Here is a 23,090-nt window from a genome sequence, read left to right as displayed (position 1 = left end):
GATGAATGGATGGTGCGTCCTGAAAGTTGGATTGGGCTAGCGGGTGGGAGTCCCGTCTCGGTAGGTACCGGAGCGCCGGGTAGCAGGCCCCGGTTCGTTGTGGAGACACGGCGGGCTGAGCGGGGTGTCGAAAGCCTCTTCGGAGGGAGCAAGTGCGCGGGCCGTAGCGTCAAGCGAACTCTGCAGCCTCGTCAGATTCACAACGGGAGAGCCGAGCCGCTCATATCACGGCGAAGGCCATGTCTGGTGAGCCCTGGTCCGGGGTTAGCTCACCGGGTCTTTCCGGGGTATGGGAGGCGGCACGTGCACATAGTCTGGTTCGGAACAGGAGAGACCCGTCTGCTCAGCCTGCGTCGGGCAAAGACCGCGGGTATAAGCCGATGGTGAAATCTCGTGGAGGGCAGCGGGAGTCCGATGGGGTCGTAGTACCGCTGATCGGCGTGCAACATAACGCGCCGGGAGGAAAGGACCCCAACTTTGATCACGCGCGTGACGGAGGTAAGCGTGAGGGCATGACCGAGGTGTCTCGGTCCAACCACCCCGGCAGGCTATGGCCTGTCGTAGCCGACGACGAGCCGTTGCAGGCGTCGCCGGTGAAAGTGCGACAACTGCAACGCGCGCTATGGACTGCGGCCAAGCAGTCTGAGGGTCGGCGTTTCCACGCCCTGTATGACCGTATCTACAGGGGTGACGTCTTGTGGGAGGCGTGGGAGCGGGTGTTGAGGAACAAGGGTGCGGCTGGGGTGGATCGTGTCACCGTGGCTGCGGTGCAGGACTATGGCGTGGACCGCATGTTGCGTGAGTTACGTCAGGACCTGCGCCGGGGTGTGTACCGTCCGGCGTTGACACGCCGGGTGGAGATCGCTAAACCCCGTGGCGGTAAGCGGCCGTTGGGGATTCCCACGGTTCGAGACCGGGTGGCCCAGGCGGCTGCCAAGATCGTGTTGGAGCCTGTTTTCGAGGCGGACTTCTTGTCGTGCTCGTATGGGTTTCGTCCGAGGCGTTCGGCTACTCAGGCGATGGAGCGGTTGCGTACCGGCTTCATCGCGGGTCAGGTGTTTGTGGTCGAGTTTGATATCGCTGATTTCTTCGGCGAGATCGACCATGACCGCCTGCTGGAACAGGTGGCCAGGCGGGTGTCGGATCGTCGGGTGCTCAAACTGCTGCGTCTGTGGCTGCAGGCAGGAGTGTTGGTTGATGGGGTGGCCCAGCGGACGGTCGCTGGCACCCCGCAGGGCGGGGTTATTTCCCCGCTTTTGGCCAACATCTTCTTGCATGTGCTCGATACCGAACTGACCCGCCGCGCGGTGGGTGAGTTGGTGCGCTACGCCGATGATGGTGTGGTGTTGTGCCGCAGTGCGGCACAAGCCGAGCACGCCTTGGTCTTGGTTGGAGAAATCCTGGCTGGGCTGGGATTGCGGCTACATCCGAATAAAACGAAGGTAATCGATCTGCGGGACGGCCGTGAGGGCTTGGATTTCCTGGGCTGTCACTTCCGGGCGCGCATGTCGGGGCGGTTGTGGGAGCAGCGCCGGATCGTGCGTTACTACCTGCACCGTTGGCCGAGCCGCGCAGCGATGAAACGACTACGTGAGAAGGTTCGTGGCCTGACTGGGCGCTCGCGCGCAGGTCTGGACATTCGGACGATAATCGTGTCGTTGAATCCGATCCTGCGGGGCTGGGGTAACTACTTTCGTACTGGCAACGCCGCGGTCAAGTTCGGGCAGATCGACGGGTATGTGTGGTGGCGGTTGTTTCGCCTAATGGTGGCAAAGCGTGGCCGTAACCTGCGTGCTGGTCAAGCCGATCAATGGACCGAACAGTGGTTTAACGAACACGGCCTGCACCGGCTTCGCGGCACCATCCAATACCCGAAGGCCGCGTAACCATGTCCAGAAGATCATCGGTAAGCCGTGTGCGGGAAAACCGCACGCACGGATTGAAAGGGGAATGGGGAAACAGGCCCGCAACGCGGGAACTGCGCCCCTGACTACCAATGAATTTGGTCAACGTGATTTTTGCCGCACGCTACGATGGGCCTTTGTGCAGCCTGTACGCCGTCAAACACTGATTGGCCAAATCACCGACCAGCTCCGTGCGGAGATCCTTTCGGGACACTGGCCTATCGGCGCGCGCATTCCCACCGAATCTGAATTGTCCGAACTCACCGGAGCGTCCCGCAACACAATTAGGGAAGCTGTCCAGGCCCTGGTGCATGCGGGGATGCTGGAACGGCGGCAGGGCTCTGGCACGTATGTGCTGTCGCTCGGCGGTGGCTCGGCGCTATCCGACTACTTCGCCGCGGCCAAAGAGCGCGACCTGCTAGAGCTGCGGTACACCCTAGAGGTCACAGCAGCAGGGCTGGCGGCGCAGCGACGTGATGACGAGGACATCGCAGAGTTGCGTAAGCTGCTGCGGCACCGCAACGATCTGTGGTCTCCGGCGCAGGTCGCGTCGCAGGACGTCGAGGACGCTATCGCCACCGACATCGCACTACACCGTGCTGTAGTGGCCGCCAGCCACAACGCGCTCTACCTCGAACTCTACGATTCGCTGCTAGGTCAGCTTGACCACTACATGCGCGGTAACCCGATCGGTGCGGAATGCTCCTTCGAACGCGAGCACACCATGCTCGTCGACGGGGTCGTCGCCGGTGACGTGGATGCCGCTAAGGCAGCTACCAAGCAGCTTTTCATCGAGCTCCGTCTGCGTTGCCGAAACCATCAACGGCCGCCGGCCGCCGACGTGGACGCCGGGCCTCGACGTGGTGGCATGAACGAATACGCCGCTATCGAATGGGTCGACTGACTCGCTTCGCGAGGCATTGGTGGATGCCGCGAAACATCTCATCGGAAGCGGTGCCGTCATAGCAGCCGCGCTAGGCAGCGCTGCGCGTCCGCGCCGGCATTGCGTTCGTATGTGATGGCCCCGGCCCGAGGATCTGGGTAACGATCGAGTCTCGGTGCGCCTTCAGCGGAGCCGCCGCCGGATTGCTTAACATCGGCATCAATGGCAACTCTTACCTCACCAGCATCGCGGGCTGCAGGTCTGCTCGCTGTAGTCATGACCGTCGCTGTCACCCAGGCCTGCACTCCGCGAGTCCAGGGACCAGGACCGGCCGCGGCAAAGTTCTTCGCGGCGTTGGCTATCGGCGACACCGCAGCTGCAGCCCAACTCAGCGACACCCCCGACGAAGCCCGCGAAGCACTCAACGCCGCTTGGTCTGGGCTGCAGGCCACTCACCTGGATGCGCGGATTCTCAGCTCGAAGTATGCGCTGGACAGCGGCAGTGTGGCATACCGCTTCACGTGGCATCTGCCCAAGAACCGGACGTGGACATACGACGGTCGTTTGAAGATGGCCCGCGATGAGGGGCGATGGCGGGTTCGCTGGACTACCACCGGGCTGCACCCCAAGCTTGGCGAACATCAGACTTTCGCGCTGCGAACCAACCCGCCGCGACGTGCCTCGGTGAATGAAGTCGGCGGCAGTGACGTGTTGATCCCGGGCTATCGATACCACTACTCGCTGGATGCCGTCCAAGCGGGCCGTGATCTGATGGGGACTGCGCGCGCGGTCGTAGATGCGCTACGTCCTTTCGACGACACTCTGAACCCGCAAATCCTGGCTGAGCAAGCTAGCTCCGCGACTCGGCCGCTGGATCTCATTACGTTGCAAGCCGACGACAGCAACCGAGTCGCCGCAGCGATTGGAAGACTGCCCGGAGTCGTGATCACACCCCTAGCCGACCTCTTGCCCACCGACGAACACTTCGCTCCGGTCGTCTTGAGCCAAGTCAAAGCAGCCGTGATCGACGAACTCGACGGTGAGGCAGGTTGGCGGGTGGTCAGCGTCAACCAGAACGGTGTCGACGTGACAGTGCTGCACGAAGTCGCGCCGTCGCCGGCACCGTCAATCTCGATCACATTGGACCGGGTGGTGCAGAACGCCGCCCAACACGCCGTAGACAGCCGTGGCGGCAAAGCGATGATTGTTGTGATCAAACCATCGAACGGGGAGATTTTGGCGATCGCGCAGAACCCAGGCGCCAATGCAGACGGCCCAATCGCCACGACCGGTCTGTACCCGCCGGGATCGACTTTCAAGATGATCACCGCGGGCGCGGCGATCGAGCGCGAGATGGCAACCCCCAACACCATGCTGGGCTGCCCCGGCGAGATCGACATCGGGCACCGAACCATCCCGAACTACGGTGGCTTCGACCTTGGCATGGTTCCGCTCTCGCGCGCATTCGCGAGTTCGTGCAACACCACATTCGCCGAACTGAGCAGCAAATTGCCGCCACGCGGTCTGACACAGGCGGCAGCCCGGTACGGCATGGGGCTCGACTATCTGGTGGACGGAATCACCACCGTGACGGGATCGGTCCCGGCGACGGTGAACCTGGCTGAGCGCACCGAGGACGGCTTCGGTCAAGGTCAGGTGCTTGCCAGCCCGTTCGGGATGGCCCTGGTCGCGGCTACGATCGCGGCCGGCAAAACCCCTCTTCCACAGCTGATCGTCGGCCGGCCGACAACCGTCAAAGGTGACACCAAACCGATCACCCCGCGCATGATCGACGCGCTGCGGTCGATGATGCGGCTGGTGGTCACCAATGGCACCGCCAGGGAGATCGCTGACTGCGGCGAGGTATTCGGCAAAACCGGTGAGGCCGAATTCCCGGGAGGATCTCATTCTTGGTTCGCCGGATACCGGGGGGATCTGGCGTTCGCGTCGCTGATCGTCGGGGGCGGTAGTTCGGAGTACGCGCTTCGGATGACCAAGCTGATGCTCGAATCGTTGCCGCCCGGCTACCTGGCCTAAGGCAGTCCGCCGTCGAGCGGATGTGCCAATCTAGTTGATGGTCGCCGGGTTGGAGTTCCTCGTTTCGCCGCAGGCAGCGGTACGTTGCGAAGGTAGGAACACATCGCCGCCGGCGGAACATCAGGGAAGGCCATGACGGAGACCGATGGGGACATGGTGGCGTTGCGGGTCTCGGACGCCGACCGCAACGGCACCATGCGGCGACTACACAACGCCGTAGCGCTTGGACTTATCGACATTAACGAGTTCGAGCAACGCTCGTCTCAAGTGTCCATCGCGCGTACCCGGCATGAGCTCGATGGGCTGGTTGTCGACTTGCCGGGGCCGGGTGCGATCGTGACGTCTACGGCCGACAGAGTGGAACTACGTGGCTGGGCCGGTTCCCTGAAGCGCCGCGGCGAGTGGGTCGTGCCCTCCCGGCTGGCCCTGGTGCGGCGGCTGGGTTCAGTCGATCTCGATCTCACCAAGGCCCGTTTCGCCGGGCCCATGGTCGTCGTCGAAATCGATATGAGGTTTGGTTCGCTGCATATTCGGTTGCCCGCTGGGGCCAGCGCCTCGATCGATGACGTGGAAGTTTATGTGGGCAGCGCCACTGACCGCCGCAAAGACGCACCAGCCGAGGGAACGCCGCATGTTGTGCTGACAGGTCAGGTGGTGTGCGGCTCGGTTGTGATCAGGGGACCGCGAAGGACTTTCCTGCACCGCCGGGGATGACCTGATTAAGCTAGCAGGATGCCCGCACGCACCGCTCTTTCTCCCGGTGAGCTGTCTCCGACTCTGCCGGTCCCCGATCTGATCCAACGCCCGGAGTACGTTGGCAAGCCCACCGCTCAGGAAGGCTCCGAGCCATGGGTCCAGACGCCGGACGTGATCGAGAAGATGCGTGTGGCCGGTCGGATTGCGGCAGGCGCGTTGGCTGCGGCGGGCCAGGCGGTCGAGCCGGGGGTGACGACCGACGAACTAGACCGGATCGCCCACGGCTACATGGTGGAGCGCGGAGCCTATCCATCGACTCTGGGCTACAGAGGATTTCCGAAGTCGTGTTGCACGTCGCTCAACGAGGTCATTTGCCACGGAATACCCGATTCGACGGTGATCGCCGACGGTGACATTGTCAACATCGATGTCACCGCCTACATCGATGGTGTGCACGGCGACACCAACGCCACTTACCTGGCCGGCGACGTTTCCGAAGAACATCGGCTGCTCGTTGAGCGCACCCGCGAGGCAACGATGCGTGCGATCAACGCCGTCAAACCCGGGCGCGCGTTGTCCGTCGTTGGTCGTGTCATCGAGTCGTACGCAAATCGGTTTGGGTACAGCGTGGTTCGTGACTTCACCGGTCACGGTATCGGTACGACGTTTCATAACGGGCTGGCCGTCTTGCACTACGATGAACCTTCGGTCGAGACGGTCATTCAGCCGGGCATGACATTCACCATCGAGCCGATGATCAACCTGGGCTCATTGGCCTACCAGATCTGGGATGACGGCTGGACGGTAGTAACTGCCGACCGCAAGTGGACCGCGCAGTTCGAACACACTTTGCTGGTAACCGAAACTGGAGTCGAGATCCTTACCTTGCCGTGAGTGCCCTGCTGGTCGCACGAGGGTAGGTCGGCTGCTTGTCTGCTGCGAGGTGGATATGTCTTCCGGATTGTGTAGGTTGTCGGTGACAACGATCGCCGTCGGCCGGTGACTGGTGGGCCGGTGCGGGTGTGGCGGCGATTTCCGGCGCAGATTAGTCCCAGCGGAGAAGCAGCTGTGGGTTCGCATCGAGAAGGCAGCGAGACTGACTGCGCACAAGCAACATCCGGTAGCTTGCGGGGGTGTCCTCCATGGTGAACACAATCGACGGGTTTCCGATCTCTGTGGTGGTGTCCGGTCCGGAAAAAGGTGTTGTCGTCGTCGTGCTGGCCGCTGAGCAACGAACGCCAGCCGCGTACGAAGGGTTGTGCGCGCGTCTGCACACGGCATCGCTTCGGACCGTGGTGATTGGCCCGGATTCGCGGCTGACGTCCAAATCTGTGGTCGGAATCCTCGATGCTCTGGGAATCGGGTGGGCGGTGGTAGTGGGCGACCGCTCGGGTGCTGAGCTCGCCTGGGAACTTGCCGCGACCAGGTTGGGCAGGTTCGTTGGCCTAGTGGTTATCGACCGTGGTCATCCGCGGGTACCCGATCTCAATAGCGTCAATAGCGACCGACAATGCCCGCCGGTGGAGATCAGCACGACAGTGCTGACGAGTTCGCCCGAGGCCCGAGCCCTGGCCGATACCAGCCAGCGCCTCGTCTACGCCGACTACCGCGTGGTGGATCTCCGCGGCCGGGAGAACGCGCAGGAGTTTATGGCGCAGGTAGCCGCTGAGATCGTGTTGCGTGCTAGCACGTGGTAGCGCTGGTTTCGCAGATAGGGACCGGCAATGGGTTTTCGGGCTTCTGGCACGGCGCCTGACGGGCCGGGGATGGTTGACTAGCGGACGTGACTTCTCTGCGGTTGTCCCAAACCGAGCTAGAGCGAATGGTCGAAGCCGGCGACGTAGACACGGTGATCGTGGCCTTTGCCGACATGCAGGGCCGACTTGTCGGCAAGCGGGTGGCGGGCGGTTTCTTTGTCGACGAAGTGGCCGCCAACGGCGCCGACTGCTGTAGCTATCTGCTCGCCGTCGACGTCGAGATGAACACTGTGCCGGGTTATGCGATGTCCAGTTGGGACACGGGTTACGGCGACATGGTGATGAAGCCGGATCTGACTACGCTCCGGCTTACTCCCTGGCTGCCGGGCACAGCGCTGGTGATCGCCGACCTGGGCTGGAACGACGGCAGTGAAGTCGCTGTCTCACCGCGTCGCATCCTGCGCAGCCAGCTCGACCGACTCAATGATCGGGGATTGATCGCCGATGTCGCTACCGAGCTGGAATTCATGGTGTTCGATCAGTCATTTCGGCAGGCACTAGCAGACGGCTACCGCGAGCTGACACCAGCCAGCGACTACAACATCGACTACGCGATAGCGGCGTCGTCGCGGATGGAGCCATTGCTGCGTGATATTCGCCTGGGCATGCAGGGTGCGGGTTTGCGGGTCGAGACAGTGAAGGGGGAGTGCAACACCGGTCAGCAGGAAATCGGTTTCCGCTATGACGAGGCGCTGGTGACCTGCGACAACCATGCCATCTACAAAAACGGTGCCAAGGAAATAGCCGACCAGCACGGCAAGAGCCTGACGTTCATGGCGAAATATGACGAGAGCGAAGGAAACAGCTGCCACATCCACATCTCACTGCGTGGTGCCGACGGCTCTGCTGCGTTTCACGATCCCCATGGGCCGCACGGCATGTCGCCCATGTTCCGCAGTTTCGTTGCTGGCCTGCTAACCACACTGCGGGAACTTACGTTGTTCTACGCGCCGAACATCAATTCCTACAAGCGATTCGCCGAAGGCAGCTTCGCGCCTACCGCAGTCGCATGGGGACTGGATAACCGTACTTGTGCGTTGCGTGTGGTCGGTCACGGGCGCAGCCTACGAATCGAATGCCGGGTTCCCGGTGGGGATGTCAATCAATACCTCGCGGTCGCGGCGCTGATCGCCGGCGGGTTATCCGGTATCGAACAAGGTCTTGAGTTACCTGAGCCTTGTCCCGGCAACGCCTATCGGGCCTCCACGAGTGGCAGTGCCGAACGGCTGCCCACTACCCTCGACGAGGCCGCTACAGAGTTCGCGAAATCGACGGTTGCCCGCGAGGCGTTCGGCGACGAGGTAGTCGCCCACTACTTGAACAACGCGCGCGTGGAGTTGGCGGCGTTCAACTCGGCGGTCACCGATTGGGAAAGGACGCGTGGCTTTGAGCGTCTCTAAAGCGAACCGCCGTGCCGCGCCGCTAATTGGCTTGACCACCTACCTGGACCAAGCGCAGACCGGGGTGTGGGACGTCTCGGCGAGTTTTCTGCCGGCGAGCTACTTCCAGGGTGTCGCCATGGCTGGCGGTGTCGCGGTGCTGTTGCCTCCGCAGCCGGTGCAACCCGGCGCCGCAGAACGGGTGTTGGACAGCCTGGACGGTCTGCTGCTTACTGGCGGCAAGGACGTCGACCCCACCTCCTACGGTCAGCAGGCGCATCCGGAGACCGACGAGCCGGCTGCCGTCCGCGACGCCTGGGAGTTCGCGCTGCTTCAAGGCGCCTTGGATCGCGGATTGCCGGTGCTGGGTATCTGTCGCGGTATGCAGGTACTCAATGTGGCCCTCGGCGGCACGCTGCACCAGCATCTGCCGGATCTGCTCGGGCATCCAGGGCATCGAGCCGGCAACGCGGTGTTCACCACCTTGCCGGTAAGCACGGTTGCTGGAACCCGTTTGGCCGCACTGCTCGGCGAGTCGGTCAAAGTTTCTTGCTACCACCATCAGGCGGTCGCCAAACTCGGCGAGAACCTGGTAGTCAGCGCGTGGGACGCAGACGGTGTTATCGAGGCGCTGGAGCTGCCGGGAGAGAATTTCGTGCTCGCAGTGCAGTGGCATCCGGAGGAGTCGCTGAGCGACCCGCGGTTGTTCGCGGCCGTGGTCGACGCCGCTCGGTCGTACGGCGGGTCGGTGAGCGCATGAACATGATCGAGGTGATCAACCCCGCTACCGAGACAGTGTTGCGGTCGGTCGAACACGCCGACGTTGCCGCCGTTGACGACGCGGTTCAGCGTGCCCAGGTCGCCCAGCGGCGCTGGGCGCGACGATCGCCGGCGCAGCGAGCCGCCGGTCTGCGCGAATTCGCCGCTGCAGTCGACGCTCACGTCGACGAGCTGGCTGCGCTCGAGGTTGCCAATTCGGGACACCCGATCGCTGCTGCTGAGGGCGAAGCCAGGCATGTTCGTGACGTGTTGCAGTATTACGCCGCCAGCCCGGAGCGGTTATCTGGCAAACAGATTCCCGTTTCCGGCGGCCTCGATGTCACCTTCAACGAACCGATGGGCGTAGTTGGAGTGATCACGCCGTGGAACTTCCCGATGGTGATCGCGTCCTGGGGAATCGCCCCGGCTCTAGCCGCCGGCAATGCGGTGCTGGTCAAGCCCGCTGAATGGACGCCGCTGACCACAATGCGGCTCGGCGAGCTGGCGGTCGAGGCGGGGTTGGACGAAGACCTGCTGGTTGTGTTGCCAGGAGAAGGCGCTGTAGTCGGGGAGCGGTTCGTCACGCACCCCGGTATTCGTAAGGTCGTGTTCACCGGATCGACCGAAGTCGGAAAGAAGGTGATGGCCGGCGCGGCGGCGCACGTTAAGCGGGTGACGTTGGAACTGGGTGGCAAAAGTGCCAACATCGTTTTCGAAGACAGTGACCTAGAGCTCGCGGCCGCGACCGCGCCGGCCGGTGTGTTCGACAACGCCGGGCAGGACTGCTGCGCCCGCAGCCGGATCCTGGTGCAACGCAGCATCTATGGTCGGTTCATGGAGTTGCTCGAGCCGGCGGTGAGCAGTGTTGTCGTCGGCGATCCGAGTTCCCGTGACACTGAGATGGGGCCGCTGGTCTCGGCTGCCCATCGCGACAAGGTGGCCTCATATGTCCCCGAGGACGCTCCGGTGGCGTTTCGTGGCGATATGCCGGATGGACGCGGATTCTGGTTTCCGCCAACAGTTCTCACACCGCTACGCACCGACCGCACAGTTACCGAAGAGATTTTCGGGCCGGTGGTAACGGTGCAGATGTTCGACGACGAACACGACGCCGTCGTGCTGGCCAACGACACCGGCTACGGGCTGTCCGGCTCCATCTGGACCAACGACGTGTCCCGCGCGCTGCGAGTGTCGCGCGCTGTCGAGTCCGGTAACCTGTCGGTGAACTCGCACTCGTCGGTGCGCTACAGCACCCCGTTCGGCGGTTTCAAGCAGTCGGGCCTGGGCCGTGAGCTCGGGCCGGACGCACCGCTGCATTTCACCGAGACCAAGAATGTGTTCATTGCTGTCGGAGAGGACTAGGTGGTGGAGGTCAATCTAGCCCGACGACTCGCGGGCCGAGTGGCTGTGATCACCGGCGGCGCCGACGGCATAGGTTTGGCCGCTGCCCGCCGCTTGTATGCCGAAGGCGCGAGAATCGTCGTCGGTGACGTTGACTGTGAGGCGGGGGCGTCGGTAGCCGACGAACTCGCCGGCATGTTCGTGCCAACCGATGTGTCTGACGAAGCGGCGGTCAATGCGCTTTTCGATGCCGCGGTGAATCGCTACGGGTCAGTCGACATTGCGTTCAACAACGCCGGCATCTCGCCTCCCGAGGACGATCTGATCGAAAACACCGGGCTGGCGGCATGGCAGCGAGTCCAGGACGTCAACCTGAAATCGGTGTACCTGTGCTGCCGTGCGGCGCTGCGCCACATGGCGCCTGTCGGCAAGGGTTCGATCGTGAATACGGCGTCGTTCGTCGCGGTGTTGGGGTCGGCAACATCGCAGATCTCCTACACCGCTTCCAAAGGTGGAGTGCTGGCTATGTCGCGCGAGCTGGGCGTGCAATTCGCTCGGCAGGGCATCCGGGTCAACGCGCTCTGCCCCGGGCCGGTCAATACTCCGCTGCTGCAAGAGCTCTTCGCTAAGGACCCGGAGCGGGCCGCGCGCCGGATGGTGCATGTGCCGCTGGGGCGCTTCGCTGAACCGGACGAAATTGCCGCTGCGGTCGCGTTTCTCGCCAGCGACGATGCGTCGTTCATCACCGCGTCGACGTTCTTGGTCGACGGTGGCATTAGCTCGGCCTACGTCACACCGCTGTAAGTCAGGTTGTGTGTCGATTTGCACACCCTCCTGGAGCCAGGTAGCTTTCTGCTGCACCAGTGTTCTCGAGCATGATCGGGCTTGTTGTCTTTCTGCTCGTTGCACTGTGCGACGGCGTGTCGGCACTTCTTCAGCGGCGAAGAATCGTGCCGGTAGAGGCTAGTCATGATGCAGGTCTGTGGAGGTCGACCGTCGAGGGGTCGGTCGCCATCCGCAGGATCTCTCAACACGATTCATGATTTGGCTCGCAAACGCGGTGTTGCGCGTCGGTGCTGTTGTCTGTCGAGATCGTCACCTGAGCAACGATGAGTCCGGCGCCCATATGGTCGCCGGCGGGACCGTTGTGTTGGCGAAGAAGTCGCCCCGGCCATGGCTGAGGCGCCGACTACCGGTTGATCGTCTGCCCCCTGCTCTTGGCGCCTCGTTCGCGCGTTGGCCGTATCGCTGTGTCGGCTTTCGCCGTGGTTTGTCACCAGACTCAACGGCTCGGCATTCAGCCCCCGAAAACGAGCAGCGGTATGGCCATTTCAGCTGCGGTGGCTGCGCCGTGAAAGCCGATGAGACGAGCTGTTTCCGGAGGTTCGTGGCTCGTCGCCAGCACGGCAGTCGCGCCGCTGCAGGTGACCACGACATCGCCGATCCGAGACAGGTGACGTGGGTTCATTGGCCCGAACACTCCGGAGGCCACGGCCTCCGCACGGCTGCAGACCTCTGCCCAACCGTGGAGCGTCTCGCTCCAACTGGCCAGCACATCGGCGGCTGCGCCCGTCTCAGTGTGCAGATAACGCACTCGCGGATCTCCGGCCACTACTCGGACGCCCGCTGTCAGTCCTGGGTCGGTGTCGATGTCTATGCGGGCATTGGCCGGAACGTTGAGGCCGCCGTGGTCGGCGGTCACGACCAGTGCCGCGCGCGGCGGCAGGGTCTCGACCAGCCGAGTGAGCAGTGTATCGACACGGGTTGCGGCCTCGAGCCACTCAGCAGCACCGATGCCGAATAGATGGGCCGCGGTATCCAGCTCGGCGACGTAACCGTAGACAAGACCCGGCGCCGCCCGCAGCTCGTCGGCCAGCACCTGCGCGTAGTCGTCATTGGGGCGTGTAGGGCAAAACCGTGCGCCACGATAGGCGGCTTCGGTCAATCCGCTGCCGATGAACCACTCGGGTAGTACCGCTCGCGCACCTACTTCGGCTTGCCTCAGCCGCTCGAACCACGTAGGCAGCGGCTGCCAATGGCGGTGCGGTGGGTCGCCGCGCCAGCGGATGTGGTTGAGCACTCGCTCGGAGCCCGGAACCTTGACTGTGAAGCCCAGGACGCCGTGCTCACCCGGCTGAGCACCGGTGCCCAGGGACACCAGGCTGGTCGGTGTGGTGGACGGAAACGTGCACGTCAGTTGGTCTAGCCGTCCCTCGCTACCGGCCAGAGCGGCGGCGAGAAGCGGCGCGGAGCCGGCCAACTTTGGCAGCAGATGCCAGCCCATACCGTCGATGAGCAACACCGCGACGCGATCAACATCGCCGACGTAGTCGGTCAGCCCGAGCCGGTCGACCGAAGCGGGGACTGCGAGCAGCGCTGCGGCGGCCGGCAGCACATCGCAGATCGACCCAGACATGCTGGCTAGTTTGTCAGGGTTAGCCGGAGGCGGCCGCGGTGCCGGTGGAAAACCTGCGCAGGTGGCACGCCGGGGAGTAGTTCACGCCGGGGAGTAGTTACTGAAGCCGTTCAGCCGCCGGGATCCATTTGTTTTCGATGCGGCCGTAACGCCAGATCAGCAGGGCGACCATCCACGTGATGACGAACATCCCGACGACCAGGAAGCCGACCGTATTGAGGTCGAGACCTCTGATCCGCTCCCAGAACGCCCCTTGCCAGTCGAATTCGTCGGCGAACAAGCCCAGTAATTCCGCGCTGCCGATTAGCAGCGCGACGGCCACGGTGAGCCCGGTGATAGTGATATTGAAGTAGATCTTGCGCACCGGATTGGAGAAGGCCCACCCGTAGGCGAAGCTCATGAAAGAACCGTCGACGGTGTCCAGCAGGCACATGCCTGCCGTGAAAAGCACCGGCAGACACATGACGGCATACCAGGGCAATCCGGCTGCCACACTCGTGCCCGCCAGGACCAGCAGGGCGATCTCAGTGGCGGTGTCGAAACCCAGCCCGAACAACAACCCGACTGGGTACACGTGCCACGACTTGCTGATCGAGTTGGCAAACCGGCCCAGAAAGCGATTGATCAGTCCGCGATTGTTCAACTGGCGTTCCAGCTCGGCTTCGTCGTAGATGCCGCGACGCAGCTGCGCGAACATTCGCAGAATGCTGATCAGTATGACGACATTAAGGACGGCGATCAGATACAGAAACAAACCTGAGACGGTGGTGCCGACCAGGCTTGTGTAGTGGTGCAGCGTTGAGGAGTGATCGCTTACTGGTCTGGCGATGGTGCGGATCCCGGCGGCCAGCGCTATCGCCAGCCCGAAGACCACCGTTGAGTGGCCCAGCGAGAAAAAGAACCCGACCGCAAGCGGGCGCTGACCGTCGTTCATCAGCTTGCGGGTGGTGTTGTCGATAGCGGCTATATGGTCGGCGTCGAATGCGTGTCGCATACCGAGCGTGTAGGCCGTCAGCCCGATGCCGACGCCGAACACTTTGCCGCCCACGGCGAATTTCGCCGGTTCCACCAGAAAGACCAAGGTCATCCAGCCAACGAGATGCAGCACGACGATGACAGCCGACATCAATCCCAGACGCCACCATTCCGCAGGTGTCAAGGAGCTGCGCAATGTTGGGTGCGATGACGGCCACCCGGCACGCGAGCTGCTGGCCATGTCGGTCCTTCCAGCTAGGGCAAAACAGCAGCACCGACTGTAGATTTCTTGTCAAACGAGATGCAACACGATTGCAAGCCTGGCGGCGGGTTTCGCGCGGGGGATGAGCTCGTGACTATGTCATTGGCGGCTTAGCCAACCCCAATTCGCCGCGGCGTCGACTCTGATGTCACTGCAGATTCAATAGCGCGTTTTCGACCACTTCGGTCAGCGCCGGATGAATCCAGTACTGGCCGCGCGCCATTTCACGAGCAGTCAGCCCGAAGCTCATTGCTTGAATCAACGGCTGGATAAGCGACGACGCCTGGTAGCCCATGATATGCGCGCCCAGCAGGCGCCCAGAGCCGCGCTCGGCGATGAGCTTCACGATTCCGGTGGTGTCCTCCATAGCCCAGCCGTAAGCGACGTCACCGTAGGTCTGTATCGCAACTGAGATGTCGATCCCCTTTGCAGCGGCTTGATTTTCGGTCAACCCGACGGCGGCCAGCGGGGGATCGGTGAACACCGCCGCCGGTACGTACCGGTGGTCGGTGACGATCATTGATTCGGTGTCATCCCAGTCGCACAGCAGATTGTGCTGTACAACACGTGCTTCATGGTTGGCGACGTGTTTCAGCTGATACGGCGAAGAGACATCGCCGAGCGCGAAAACCCCGCGTGCAGAAGTCCGTTGGTATTCGTCGACCACCACCCGGCCGTCCTCGACGTCCACACCGGCTTGATCGGCGGCCAGCAGATCGGCATTGGAGGTCCGGCCGGTCGCCACCAGCAGCAGGTCAGCATTGATGGTCGAGCCATCATCGAGTTTCAGCGCGACGCCGGAGCCGCGGTTCTCCGCGCCCACGATGTTGCGTTGCGTGCGGAGTTCCCATTTGCTCGAGGCGATGCGGGTGAATCGTTCGCAGATCGTGTCGTCGCAGTGCCGCAGCATGGTGCTGCCCCGGATCACCAAAGTGACACGGACACCGAGCGCGGAGAAGACGTGCGCGAACTCAGCTGCAATGAAGCCACTTCCAACGATCACCAGGTGCTCAGGCAGTTCGCTGATCCGCATCACGGTGTCGCTGGTGTGGTAGCTGACCCCGGACGCGAGAATCGCCGGTGGAATGGTTGGTCGCGAGCCGGCCGCGATTACCACCTGGTCTGCGGTGAATTCTTCACCGGCGTCAGTGCGCAACAAGTAGCGCCCGTCGGCCTGAACAGCGCCGAAGCTGGCGTGGCCGTACACGTCGATATTGGGCGCGGAGCGCCGGTAGTCCTCTCCGCTGAGCGCGATCGGATCAATGCGCCCGAACACCCGGGAGACGATGTCGTCCCAGCGCACTTGGTTGATCTGTGCGTCGACGCCGTAGCGGGCCGCCCCCTGGATCGTCTGGGCGACCTCCGCGGCGTAGACGAACATCTTGGTCGGGATGCATCCGACGTTCAGGCAGGTGCCACCGAAGGTGCCATGCTCACAGATCGCGGCCCGTTTGCCGGCATAGCGCTCGTCGAGAATGCTATTTCCCGAACCGGTTCCGATGATTGCGATGTCGTAGGTTTCCATGTTGTGGGACGTTCACCCTTTCTCCGAGGATGCCGAAGCGTCGGTTTCGTTCAGGATGCGGAGGTAGTCGTCCAGCCAGACGTCTAGCTGGCGATAAGCCACCTGGCGCGGCTGGGGCAGCGACAGGAACACGTCGTGTTTGGCGTCTGTCACCGGAATGATCGTGGTGTGGTTGCCGATACAGCCCGCCCACCGGGCAATCTGGGCGACGTCGAGAACCGCGTCGCCCCGTTGAAGAGCGGCTGGTTGGGCACTTTCGGACACGGTGTGATCCGAACGCAGGATCAAGTTGGGCACACCGACGTCGAGTCCGCGATACAAGCGTTTCTGGCCGTGACGCGTGGCATGTACCCAGCCGAAGGTGATGGGAAACCCGCCTATCGGTTTCCACTGCAGGTCGTAGTCGAACTCACCGTCGTAGTCCCGGTGCAGCGTGGTGCCATAGCCGCCCTCGCTCGGTGCCCGGGCCACGCTTTTGGGGCGCACCCGAGACATGGCGGCGATCGCGGCTGAGGCTATTCGGCGACGCAAGAACGCGGGCCCCGGCAGATCCAGAAACGGGCTGTTGAGCACCAGGCCACGCACGCCCGCGCTCGCAGTAGCGCCGCGTTCGCGCAGCCGGTCGAGCCACAGCGACACGATGAGCCCACCGGCGGAGTGACCGTAGACCAGGACGTTCGGTGACTGGTCCTGCTCGCCGATGATCGTCAGGGCCCGCTCGAGCTCGGTGTCGTAGCGGGCTAGATCGGTGGCGAAGTGTGGGGTGTGACCCGTTCGTCGGGAGCGTCCGCACTTGCGCAGGTCCAACGCATAGAACTCGAAGCCGCGGTCGGCGAAGTGGTCGGCAAGTTCGGTGTGGAAGAAGTAGTCGGTGTAACCGTGTACCGCGAGGACCGCATGGCCGGTCTCGGCGTGGCGTCCAGCGGCGGTTCCGCGGCGGGTGAGAGTCGCGACGATATCGCCCTCGCCGTCGGGATCGAGCCCGAGCGGGATCGTGCGTTGCCAATAACCGGGAAGAACGTCGGGCACCCAGCCGGTCACGAGGTCAGCTTAGAGCGTAGTGAGGGTTGGTGGCGCTTGTACCCGTCGAGATAGCCTGGGGGCCGCTACAGTCGAAGAAAGGGCCGACGAACTCTTGTCACCGCTAGCCAGATCCACGCGAACCGACGTCGTTCTCGTCGGAGCGGGCATCATGAGCGCGACCCTGGGGGCGTTGCTGCGGCGACTCGAGCCGAACTGGTCGATCACCTTGATCGAACGGCTGGATGCCGTCGCAGCCGAAAGCAGCAGTCCTTGGAACAACGCCGGCACCGGGCATTCGGCGTTGTGCGAAATGAACTACACCCCGCAACGGGCGGACGGCTCGATCGACGTGAGCAAGGCGGTGCGCATCAACGAGGAGTTCCAGGTCACGCGACAGTTCTGGGCGTATGCGGTGGAGAACGGAATCCTGACCGATGTCCGCAGCTTCTTGAACGCTGTCCCGCACGTGAGTTTTGTGCACGGCGCCGAAAATGTCGATTATCTGCGGCGGCGGCGCGCGGCGCTGGCCGACAACCCGCTGTTTGCCGGTGCTGAGTTGATCGACGATCCGGACGAGTTCGGCCGCCGACTGCCGTTCATGGCCGCCGACCGCGACTTCTCCGAGCCGACTGCGCTTAACTGGGCACCCAACGGCACAGATGTTGACTTCGGCGCGCTGTCTCGAAAACTCATTGGCTTTTGTGTGCGCAATGGCGCGACTGCGCTGTTCGGTCACCAGGTCTGCGACCTGTCCCGTCAGTCCGACGGCAGCTGGGTGCTTGTTGTTCGCAACCGCCGTACCGGCGAAAAGCGCAAGATGAATGCCAAATTCGTCTTTATCGGGGCCGGTGGTGAGGCGCTGCCGCTGCTGCAAAAATGCGGCATCAAGGAGGTCAGGGGATTCGCGGGCTTCCCGATTAGCGGCAGGTTCCTGCGTGCCGCCGACCCAGCGCTCGTTGCCACGCATCAAGCGAAGGTATATGGGGTTCCGTCGCCGGGAGCCCCACCGCTCGGGGCACTGCATCTGGATTTGCGGTGGGTCAATGGCAAGTCGTGGCTGGTATTCGGTCCGTTCGCGGGCTGGTCGCCGAAGTTCCTGAAGCACGGCCACTTGAGCGATCTGGTCCGATCGGTCAAGCCGAACAACCTGTTGTCCCTGGTTGGCGCGGGCGTGTCCCAGTTGACACTGGTGCGCTACCTGCTTAGCCAGCTGCGGCTCTCCGAACCCGACCGGATCCGCGTCCTACGCGAATTTGCGCCCAGCGCAGCGGAATCTGACTGGGAGTCGATCGTTGCCGGCCAGCGGGTGCAGGTGATCCGGCGAGACAAGCGCAAAGGCGGGGTGCTTGAGTTTGTCACTACCATCGTCAGTGCCGCCGACGGCAGCGTCGCGGCCTTGCTGGGCGGTTCGCCGGGAGCGTCGACGGCTGTACCGGCCATGCTGGAGGTGTTGAAGCGGTGCTTTGCCAATCGGTATCAGTCCTGGCTGCCCATGCTCAAAGAGATGGTGCCGTCGCTGGGGGCCGAGTTGTCGCGTGAGCCCGCACTGTACGACGAAGTTTGGGCATGGGGCACCCGGACACTTGAGCTAGGTGCCGCATGACTGCCGCGCTGCGCCGAGTCTGGGCCAAAGACCTTGATGCCCGCACGCTTTACGAGTTGCTCAAGCTGCGGGTGGAGGTTTTCGTCGTCGAACAGGCATGCCCTTATCCCGAGTTGGACGGCCGCGATCTGTTGGCCGAAACCCGGCACTTCTGGCTGGAAATGCCGAACGGCGACGTGGTGTGCACGTTGCGGCTGATGGAGGAGCACGCCGGAGGTGCGAAGGTGTTTCGCTTGGGCCGGCTGTGCACCCAACGCAGTGCCCGGGGGCAGGGGCACACTACCCGGCTGCTGCATGCTGCGCTGGCCGAGGTGGGTGACTATCCGTGTCGGATTGACGCGCAGACCTATCTGGCGGATATGTACGCCCGGCACGGGTTTGTCCGTGACGGCGCCGACTTCATTGACGACGGCATTCCGCATTTGCCGATGCTGCGGCCCGGCTCCGGACTGGCGGCCGAGCGATGAAGCCCTACCCGTTCACCGCGATTGTCGGTCAGGAGCAGCTGCAGCTTGCATTGTTGCTGTGTGCCGTCCGTCCAGAGATCGGCGGCGCGCTCATCAGGGGAGAGAAGGGCACGGCGAAATCGACCGCGGTGCGCGGGCTCGCTGCGCTGTTGTCAGTCGCGACTGGAAATGCCGACGCTGGCTTGGTCGAGATGCCGCTCGGGGCCACTGAGGACCGGGTGGTTGGTTCATTGGATCTGCAGCGGGTGCTGCGCGACGGCGAGCACGCATTCTCGCCGGGACTGCTCGCCCGTGCCCACCAGGGCGTGCTCTACGTCGACGAAGTGAACCTGCTGCACGACCACCTGGTCGACATTTTGCTCGATGCGGCCGCGATGGGACGCGTTCACATCGAACGCGATGGTGTCTCGCATTCCCACGACTCTCGGTTTGTCTTGATCGGCACCATGAATCCGGAAGAGGGTGAGCTGCGTCCGCAGCTGCTCGATCGGTTCGGTCTCACCGTCGACGTTCAGGCATCTCGTGATGTTGACGTTCGGGTGCAGGTCATCCGCCGGCGGATGGAATACGAGGCAGACCCCGATGCGTTCGCTAGCCGCTACACCGACACCGACACCGAGCTTGCTGGCCGGATTGCCGCCGCACGAGCGATCGTCGACGATGTTGTGCTGCCGGACAACGAATTGCGGCGTATCGCGGCACTGTGCGCGGCTTTCGACGTGGACGGCATGCGGGCCGACTTGGTGGTGGCACGAACTGCGGCTGCCCACGCGGCGTGGCGTGGCGCGCGCACCGTCGCGGAGCAGGACATCCGGGTGGCAGCCGAACTGGCGTTGCCGCACCGACGTCGCCGCGATCCTTTCGACGACCCCGGTATCGATCGCGAACAGCTAGACCAGGCGCTGGAGCAGGCTAGCAGCGAACCAGCGGAGGACCCCGAACCTGAACCCGAACCCGACCCGCCCGGCGGTGGCGCGCCGTCGAACGAGGATTCAACTCTGCCGCAACAGGGTCCCCAGCAGACACCACCCGCGCCGTCGAATGAGATGAGCGACGACCCGAGTTGTCCGGTTCCGCCTTCCACTCCATCGACGCCGAAACCCAGTGCGCCGCCGTCGAAAATCTTCCGCACCCGCGCACTGACCGTTCCGGGTGTTGGTGAGGGCGCACCGGGACGACGGTCCCGGGCCCGCAACGTTTCTGGCATCGTGGTGGCCGCCAGTGGTGACTCAGCCAATGCCATGGCCAGCGCACATGGACTACACCTGTTCGCGACTCTGCTGTCTGCGGCCGAGCGGGCGTCTGGAGCTGGGCCGCTGCGCCCGCATCCGGATGACATACGACGCGCAGTCCGCGAGGGGCGTGAGGGCAACCTGGTGATCTTCGTTGTCGACGCTTCCGGGTCGATGGCTGCCCGGGATCGTATGGCAGCGGTCAGCGGCGCCACCATGTCCTTGTTGCGTGACGCCTATCAGCGACGGGACAAGGTCGCGGTGATTACTTTCCGGCAGCAAGCTGCGCGGGTATTGCTTCCGCCGACGTCGTCGGCGCACATCGCTGGCCAGCGTCTGGCGGGATTTGACACCGGCGGCAAGACTCCGCTCGCCGAAGGCCTGCTGGCCGCGCGTGAGCTGATTATCCGGGCGAAAGTACGCGACCGTGCTCGACGTCCCTTGGTGGTGGTGCTGACCGATGGCCGGGCCAACGCGGGCCCGGACCCGCTAGGCCGTAGTCGTTTCGCAGCGTCCCGGCTAGTCGCCGAAGGAACTGCGGCGGTGGTGGTGGACTGCGAGACGTCTTATGTGCGGCTGGGGCTAGCAGTGGAGCTGGCTCGTCAGCTGGGCGCGCCCGCCGTGCGACTGGAGCGGCTGCACGCGGACCATCTGACGCAGGCAGTGCGCAGCGCAGCCTAGGTGCTCGAACCAGAACGGAAGACTACTCGCCTATGCCACAAGGCAATCCGCTGCAGATCCCCGACGACGGCCTGACCACGCGGGCGCGGCGCAGCGCGCCGGTGCTGGCTGTGCATACCGGAGCGGGCAAAGGGAAATCGACGGCCGCATTCGGAATGGCCTTGCGCGCGTGGAACGCTGGGTTGGACGTCGCCGTCTTTCAGTTCGTCAAGAGCGCGAAGTGGAAGGTAGGCGAAGAGACAGCATTCCGTGAACTCGGCCAGCTGCACGAGTTAAACGGGATCGGTGCACCGGTCGAATGGCACAAAATGGGTGCGGGCTGGTCATGGTCACGTAAGGCCGGCAGCGACCGCGATCATGCTGCGGAAGCCGCGGACGGCTGGGCCGAGATCGCGCGCCGGCTGGCTGCGCAGCGCCACGACTTCTACGTATTGGACGAGTTCACCTACCCGCTGAAGTGGGGCTGGTTGGACATCGACGAGGTAGTCGATGCGTTGCGGACTCGGCCCGGCAAACAGCACGTGGTGATCACCGGGCGCGATGCCCCACCGGCGCTGCTCGGGGTCGCAGATCTCGTCACCGAAATGGCCAAGGTCAAACACCCTATGGATGCGGGGCGCAAGGGTCAGAAAGGTATCGAATGGTGAGGCCACAAGCCCGATGACCTCGGTACCCGCGGTCGTCGTCGCCGCCGCCGCGTCGGGCAGCGGAAAGACCACGGTCGCAACTGGCCTGATCGGAGCCCTGCGTCAGGCTGGCCGCCGCGTCGCACCCTTCAAAGTTGGCCCGGACTTCATCGACCCCGGGTATCACGCCCTGGCAGCGGGCCGGCCTGGTCGCAACCTCGACTCGGTGTTGGTAGGTGAGCAGCTCATTGGCCCGCTGTACGCATACGGGGCGCATGCTGCGGACGTAGCCGTGATCGAAGGCGTGATGGGTCTGTTCGACGGGCGCATCGGGCTTGCCGCAACCAGCGCGGCGGCGGGGTCCACCGCGCGTATTGTGGGTCTGCTCGGTGCCCCGGTCTTGCTGGTGGTCGACGCGCGCGGTCAAAGCCACAGCATCGCCGCGCTGCTGCACGGTTTCGCTACCTTCGACACCGGGACGCGGGTCAGCGGTGTCATCCTCAACCGGGTCGGGTCGGACAGACACGAGATGGTGCTTCGCCAAGCCTGCGAGCAGGTCGGGATCCCGGTGCTCGGAGCGATTCCACGCGTTGCCGAATTAGAGCTTCCGACAAGGTATCTAGGTCTGCTGACTGCTGTCGAATACGGCCGCAAGGCGCGGCTCGCTGTGGACGCGATGACCTCCCTGGTCGCTCGGCACGTCGACCTTGCCGCGGTGTTGGCGTCCGCGGGCAGCCGGCCTGCCGGTGCGCCATGGGATCCGGCGGCTGCGGTAGGCGAGTGTCGTTGCCAAACCCGACCGGTGGTGGCGATGGCGTCGGGCAAGGCATTCAGCTTCGGCTACGCCGAACATGCGGAGCTTTTGCGGGCGGCTGGCGCCGATGTGGTCGAGTTCGATCCGCTCAGCCAGCCGCTGCCCGACGACACGGCCGCGGTGCTCTTGCCGGGCGGATTCCCCGAACAGTTCGTCTCAGAGTTGTCGGCCAACGAGGTCGTGCGTCGCCAGATCAGCGAGCTAGCTGCTACCGGCGTACCGGTGCATGCGGAATGCGGCGGCCTGATCTATCTGGTTTCCGAACTCGACGGACACCCGATGTGCGGAGTGCTGGCTGGTTCGGCCCGGTTCACTCAGCACCTCACACTGGGCTATCGCGACGCTGTCGCGGTTGCCGACTCGCCGCTGTATTCAGTCGGCCAGCGAACGATAGGGCACGAATTCCACCGCACTGCGGTGGAATTCACAGACAGTTACCCGCCGGCGTGGGCGTATCGCGGTCAGCACGCGGGCTCAGGCACGGATGCGATGCGCGAAGGCGTGGTGCATGGCGGCGTGCACGCTTCATACCTGCATACTCATCCGGCTGCCGCTCCGGATGCGGTGGCGCGCTTTGTGGCGAATGCTGCGGCGCATACGCCTGGTTAGCGGTGCATGGGTGTCGATCCGCCTCGCCCGTCGTCAACGCCGCGCTGGCGATCGCCGCGTGGTTGTTTGGTGTCGATCCGCCTCGCCCGTCGTCAACGCCG

General features: G+C 63.7%; 20 protein-coding genes. 15 read left to right on the top strand and 5 right to left on the bottom strand.

The features are described 5' to 3' along the window. The first annotated feature begins 383 nt into the window (after window positions 1–383). Window positions 384–1,886 (top strand): group II intron reverse transcriptase/maturase, encoded by a 1,503-nt coding sequence (ltrA, locus tag ACO07W_RS03770; protein ID WP_421840437.1) that lies wholly within the window; start codon window positions 384–386, stop codon window positions 1,884–1,886. A 157-nt stretch (window positions 1,887–2,043) separates the two neighbouring features. After that, a complete protein-coding gene (locus tag ACO07W_RS03765; protein ID WP_421840920.1) occupies window positions 2,044–2,808 on the top strand; it encodes a FadR/GntR family transcriptional regulator in 765 nt (254 codons plus the stop codon). 56 nt (window positions 2,809–2,864) lie between these two features. On the opposite strand, the gene ACO07W_RS03760 is transcribed toward ACO07W_RS03765, so the two are convergent. After that, window positions 2,865–3,065 (bottom strand): hypothetical protein, encoded by a 201-nt coding sequence (locus ACO07W_RS03760; protein ID WP_421846175.1) that lies wholly within the window; start codon window positions 3,063–3,065, stop codon window positions 2,865–2,867. On the opposite strand from ACO07W_RS03760, the gene ACO07W_RS03755 reads away from it, so the two are divergent. The 8 genes from ACO07W_RS03755 to ACO07W_RS03720 all read left to right on the top strand — a co-directional run bounded on the left by ACO07W_RS03755 (window position 3,010) and on the right by ACO07W_RS03720 (window position 11,560). Further along, window positions 3,010–4,824 (top strand): penicillin-binding transpeptidase domain-containing protein, encoded by a 1,815-nt coding sequence (locus tag ACO07W_RS03755; RefSeq protein WP_421840918.1) that lies wholly within the window; start codon window positions 3,010–3,012, stop codon window positions 4,822–4,824. The two genes, ACO07W_RS03760 and ACO07W_RS03755, sit on opposite strands and share 56 nt — an antisense overlap. Window positions 4,825–4,956: 132 nt before the next feature. Further along, entirely contained in the window at window positions 4,957–5,538 is a 582-nt protein-coding gene (locus ACO07W_RS03750; protein WP_421840916.1) for a DUF1707 SHOCT-like domain-containing protein, read from the top strand. An 18-nt stretch (window positions 5,539–5,556) separates the two neighbouring features. Then, a complete protein-coding gene (map, locus tag ACO07W_RS03745; RefSeq protein ID WP_421840914.1) occupies window positions 5,557–6,414 on the top strand; it encodes a type I methionyl aminopeptidase in 858 nt (285 codons plus the stop codon). Between the two features lie 248 nt (window positions 6,415–6,662). Then, window positions 6,663–7,217 (top strand): alpha/beta fold hydrolase, encoded by a 555-nt coding sequence (locus tag ACO07W_RS03740; protein ID WP_421840912.1) that lies wholly within the window; start codon window positions 6,663–6,665, stop codon window positions 7,215–7,217. Window positions 7,218–7,342: 125 nt separating this feature from the next. Then, window positions 7,343–8,677, top strand: coding sequence for a glutamine synthetase family protein (locus ACO07W_RS03735; RefSeq protein ID WP_421845792.1), 1,335 nt, complete (start codon window positions 7,343–7,345; stop codon window positions 8,675–8,677). Then, window positions 8,643–9,416, top strand: coding sequence for a gamma-glutamyl-gamma-aminobutyrate hydrolase family protein (locus ACO07W_RS03730; RefSeq protein ID WP_421845791.1), 774 nt, complete (start codon window positions 8,643–8,645; stop codon window positions 9,414–9,416). The genes ACO07W_RS03735 and ACO07W_RS03730 overlap by 35 nt, the downstream gene beginning before the upstream one ends. Then, on the top strand, window positions 9,413–10,777 hold the full coding sequence (locus tag ACO07W_RS03725; protein WP_421840910.1) for an aldehyde dehydrogenase family protein: 1,365 nt from the start codon (window positions 9,413–9,415) through the stop codon (window positions 10,775–10,777). The genes ACO07W_RS03730 and ACO07W_RS03725 overlap by 4 nt, the downstream gene beginning before the upstream one ends. 3 nt (window positions 10,778–10,780) lie before the next feature. Next, window positions 10,781–11,560: a 3-oxoacyl-ACP reductase gene (locus tag ACO07W_RS03720; RefSeq protein ID WP_421840908.1), complete on the top strand. Its 780-nt coding sequence runs from the start codon at window positions 10,781–10,783 to the stop codon at window positions 11,558–11,560. Window positions 11,561–12,053: 493 nt separating this feature from the next. On the opposite strand, the gene ACO07W_RS03715 is transcribed toward ACO07W_RS03720, so the two are convergent. The 4 genes from ACO07W_RS03715 to ACO07W_RS03700 form a co-directional block, all read right to left on the bottom strand. After that, the gene (locus tag ACO07W_RS03715; RefSeq protein ID WP_421840906.1) at window positions 12,054–13,172 is read right to left on the bottom strand and encodes an alkaline phosphatase family protein; all 1,119 of its coding nucleotides are present in this window, start codon (window positions 13,170–13,172) and stop codon (window positions 12,054–12,056) included. A 97-nt stretch (window positions 13,173–13,269) separates the two neighbouring features. Further along, on the bottom strand, window positions 13,270–14,388 hold the full coding sequence (locus ACO07W_RS03710; protein WP_421840904.1) for a HoxN/HupN/NixA family nickel/cobalt transporter: 1,119 nt from the start codon (window positions 14,386–14,388) through the stop codon (window positions 13,270–13,272). Between the two features lie 169 nt (window positions 14,389–14,557). Further along, window positions 14,558–15,934, bottom strand: a complete 1,377-nt coding sequence (gene mtr / locus ACO07W_RS03705; protein ID WP_421840902.1) for a mycothione reductase — start codon at window positions 15,932–15,934, stop codon at window positions 14,558–14,560. A 12-nt stretch (window positions 15,935–15,946) separates the two neighbouring features. Continuing rightward, window positions 15,947–16,975, bottom strand: a complete 1,029-nt coding sequence (locus ACO07W_RS03700) for an alpha/beta hydrolase (RefSeq protein ID WP_421840900.1) — start codon at window positions 16,973–16,975, stop codon at window positions 15,947–15,949. A gap of 94 nt (window positions 16,976–17,069) precedes the next feature. Between ACO07W_RS03700 and mqo the strand changes: the two genes are divergently transcribed. From mqo to ACO07W_RS03675, 5 genes are read left to right on the top strand one after another with little or no spacing between them, the layout of a single operon-like run. Continuing rightward, window positions 17,070–18,560 (top strand): malate dehydrogenase (quinone), encoded by a 1,491-nt coding sequence (mqo, locus tag ACO07W_RS03695; protein ID WP_421840898.1) that lies wholly within the window; start codon window positions 17,070–17,072, stop codon window positions 18,558–18,560. Beyond that, window positions 18,557–19,027, top strand: a complete 471-nt coding sequence (locus ACO07W_RS03690; protein ID WP_421840896.1) for a GNAT family N-acetyltransferase — start codon at window positions 18,557–18,559, stop codon at window positions 19,025–19,027. The genes mqo and ACO07W_RS03690 overlap by 4 nt, the downstream gene beginning before the upstream one ends. Continuing rightward, window positions 19,024–20,940 carry a magnesium chelatase subunit D family protein gene (locus ACO07W_RS03685; RefSeq protein ID WP_421840894.1) on the top strand — a complete coding sequence of 639 codons (1,917 nt, stop codon included), beginning with the start codon at window positions 19,024–19,026 and terminating at the stop codon, window positions 20,938–20,940. Before ACO07W_RS03690 ends, ACO07W_RS03685 begins: the two co-directional genes overlap by 4 nt. Window positions 20,941–20,972: 32 nt before the next feature. Then, window positions 20,973–21,587 (top strand): cob(I)yrinic acid a,c-diamide adenosyltransferase, encoded by a 615-nt coding sequence (gene cobO / locus ACO07W_RS03680; RefSeq protein ID WP_421840892.1) that lies wholly within the window; start codon window positions 20,973–20,975, stop codon window positions 21,585–21,587. A 13-nt stretch (window positions 21,588–21,600) separates the two neighbouring features. Further along, a complete protein-coding gene (locus tag ACO07W_RS03675; protein ID WP_421840890.1) occupies window positions 21,601–22,989 on the top strand; it encodes a cobyrinate a,c-diamide synthase in 1,389 nt (462 codons plus the stop codon). Window positions 22,990–23,090: the final 101 nt, after the last annotated feature.

It is taken from the genome of Mycobacterium sp., assembly GCF_965230835.1.
Taxonomy (GTDB): domain Bacteria; phylum Actinomycetota; class Actinomycetes; order Mycobacteriales; family Mycobacteriaceae; genus Mycobacterium.
Note: the sequence above shows the minus strand (reverse complement) of the source record. Positions and strands in the feature narration are given on the sequence as shown.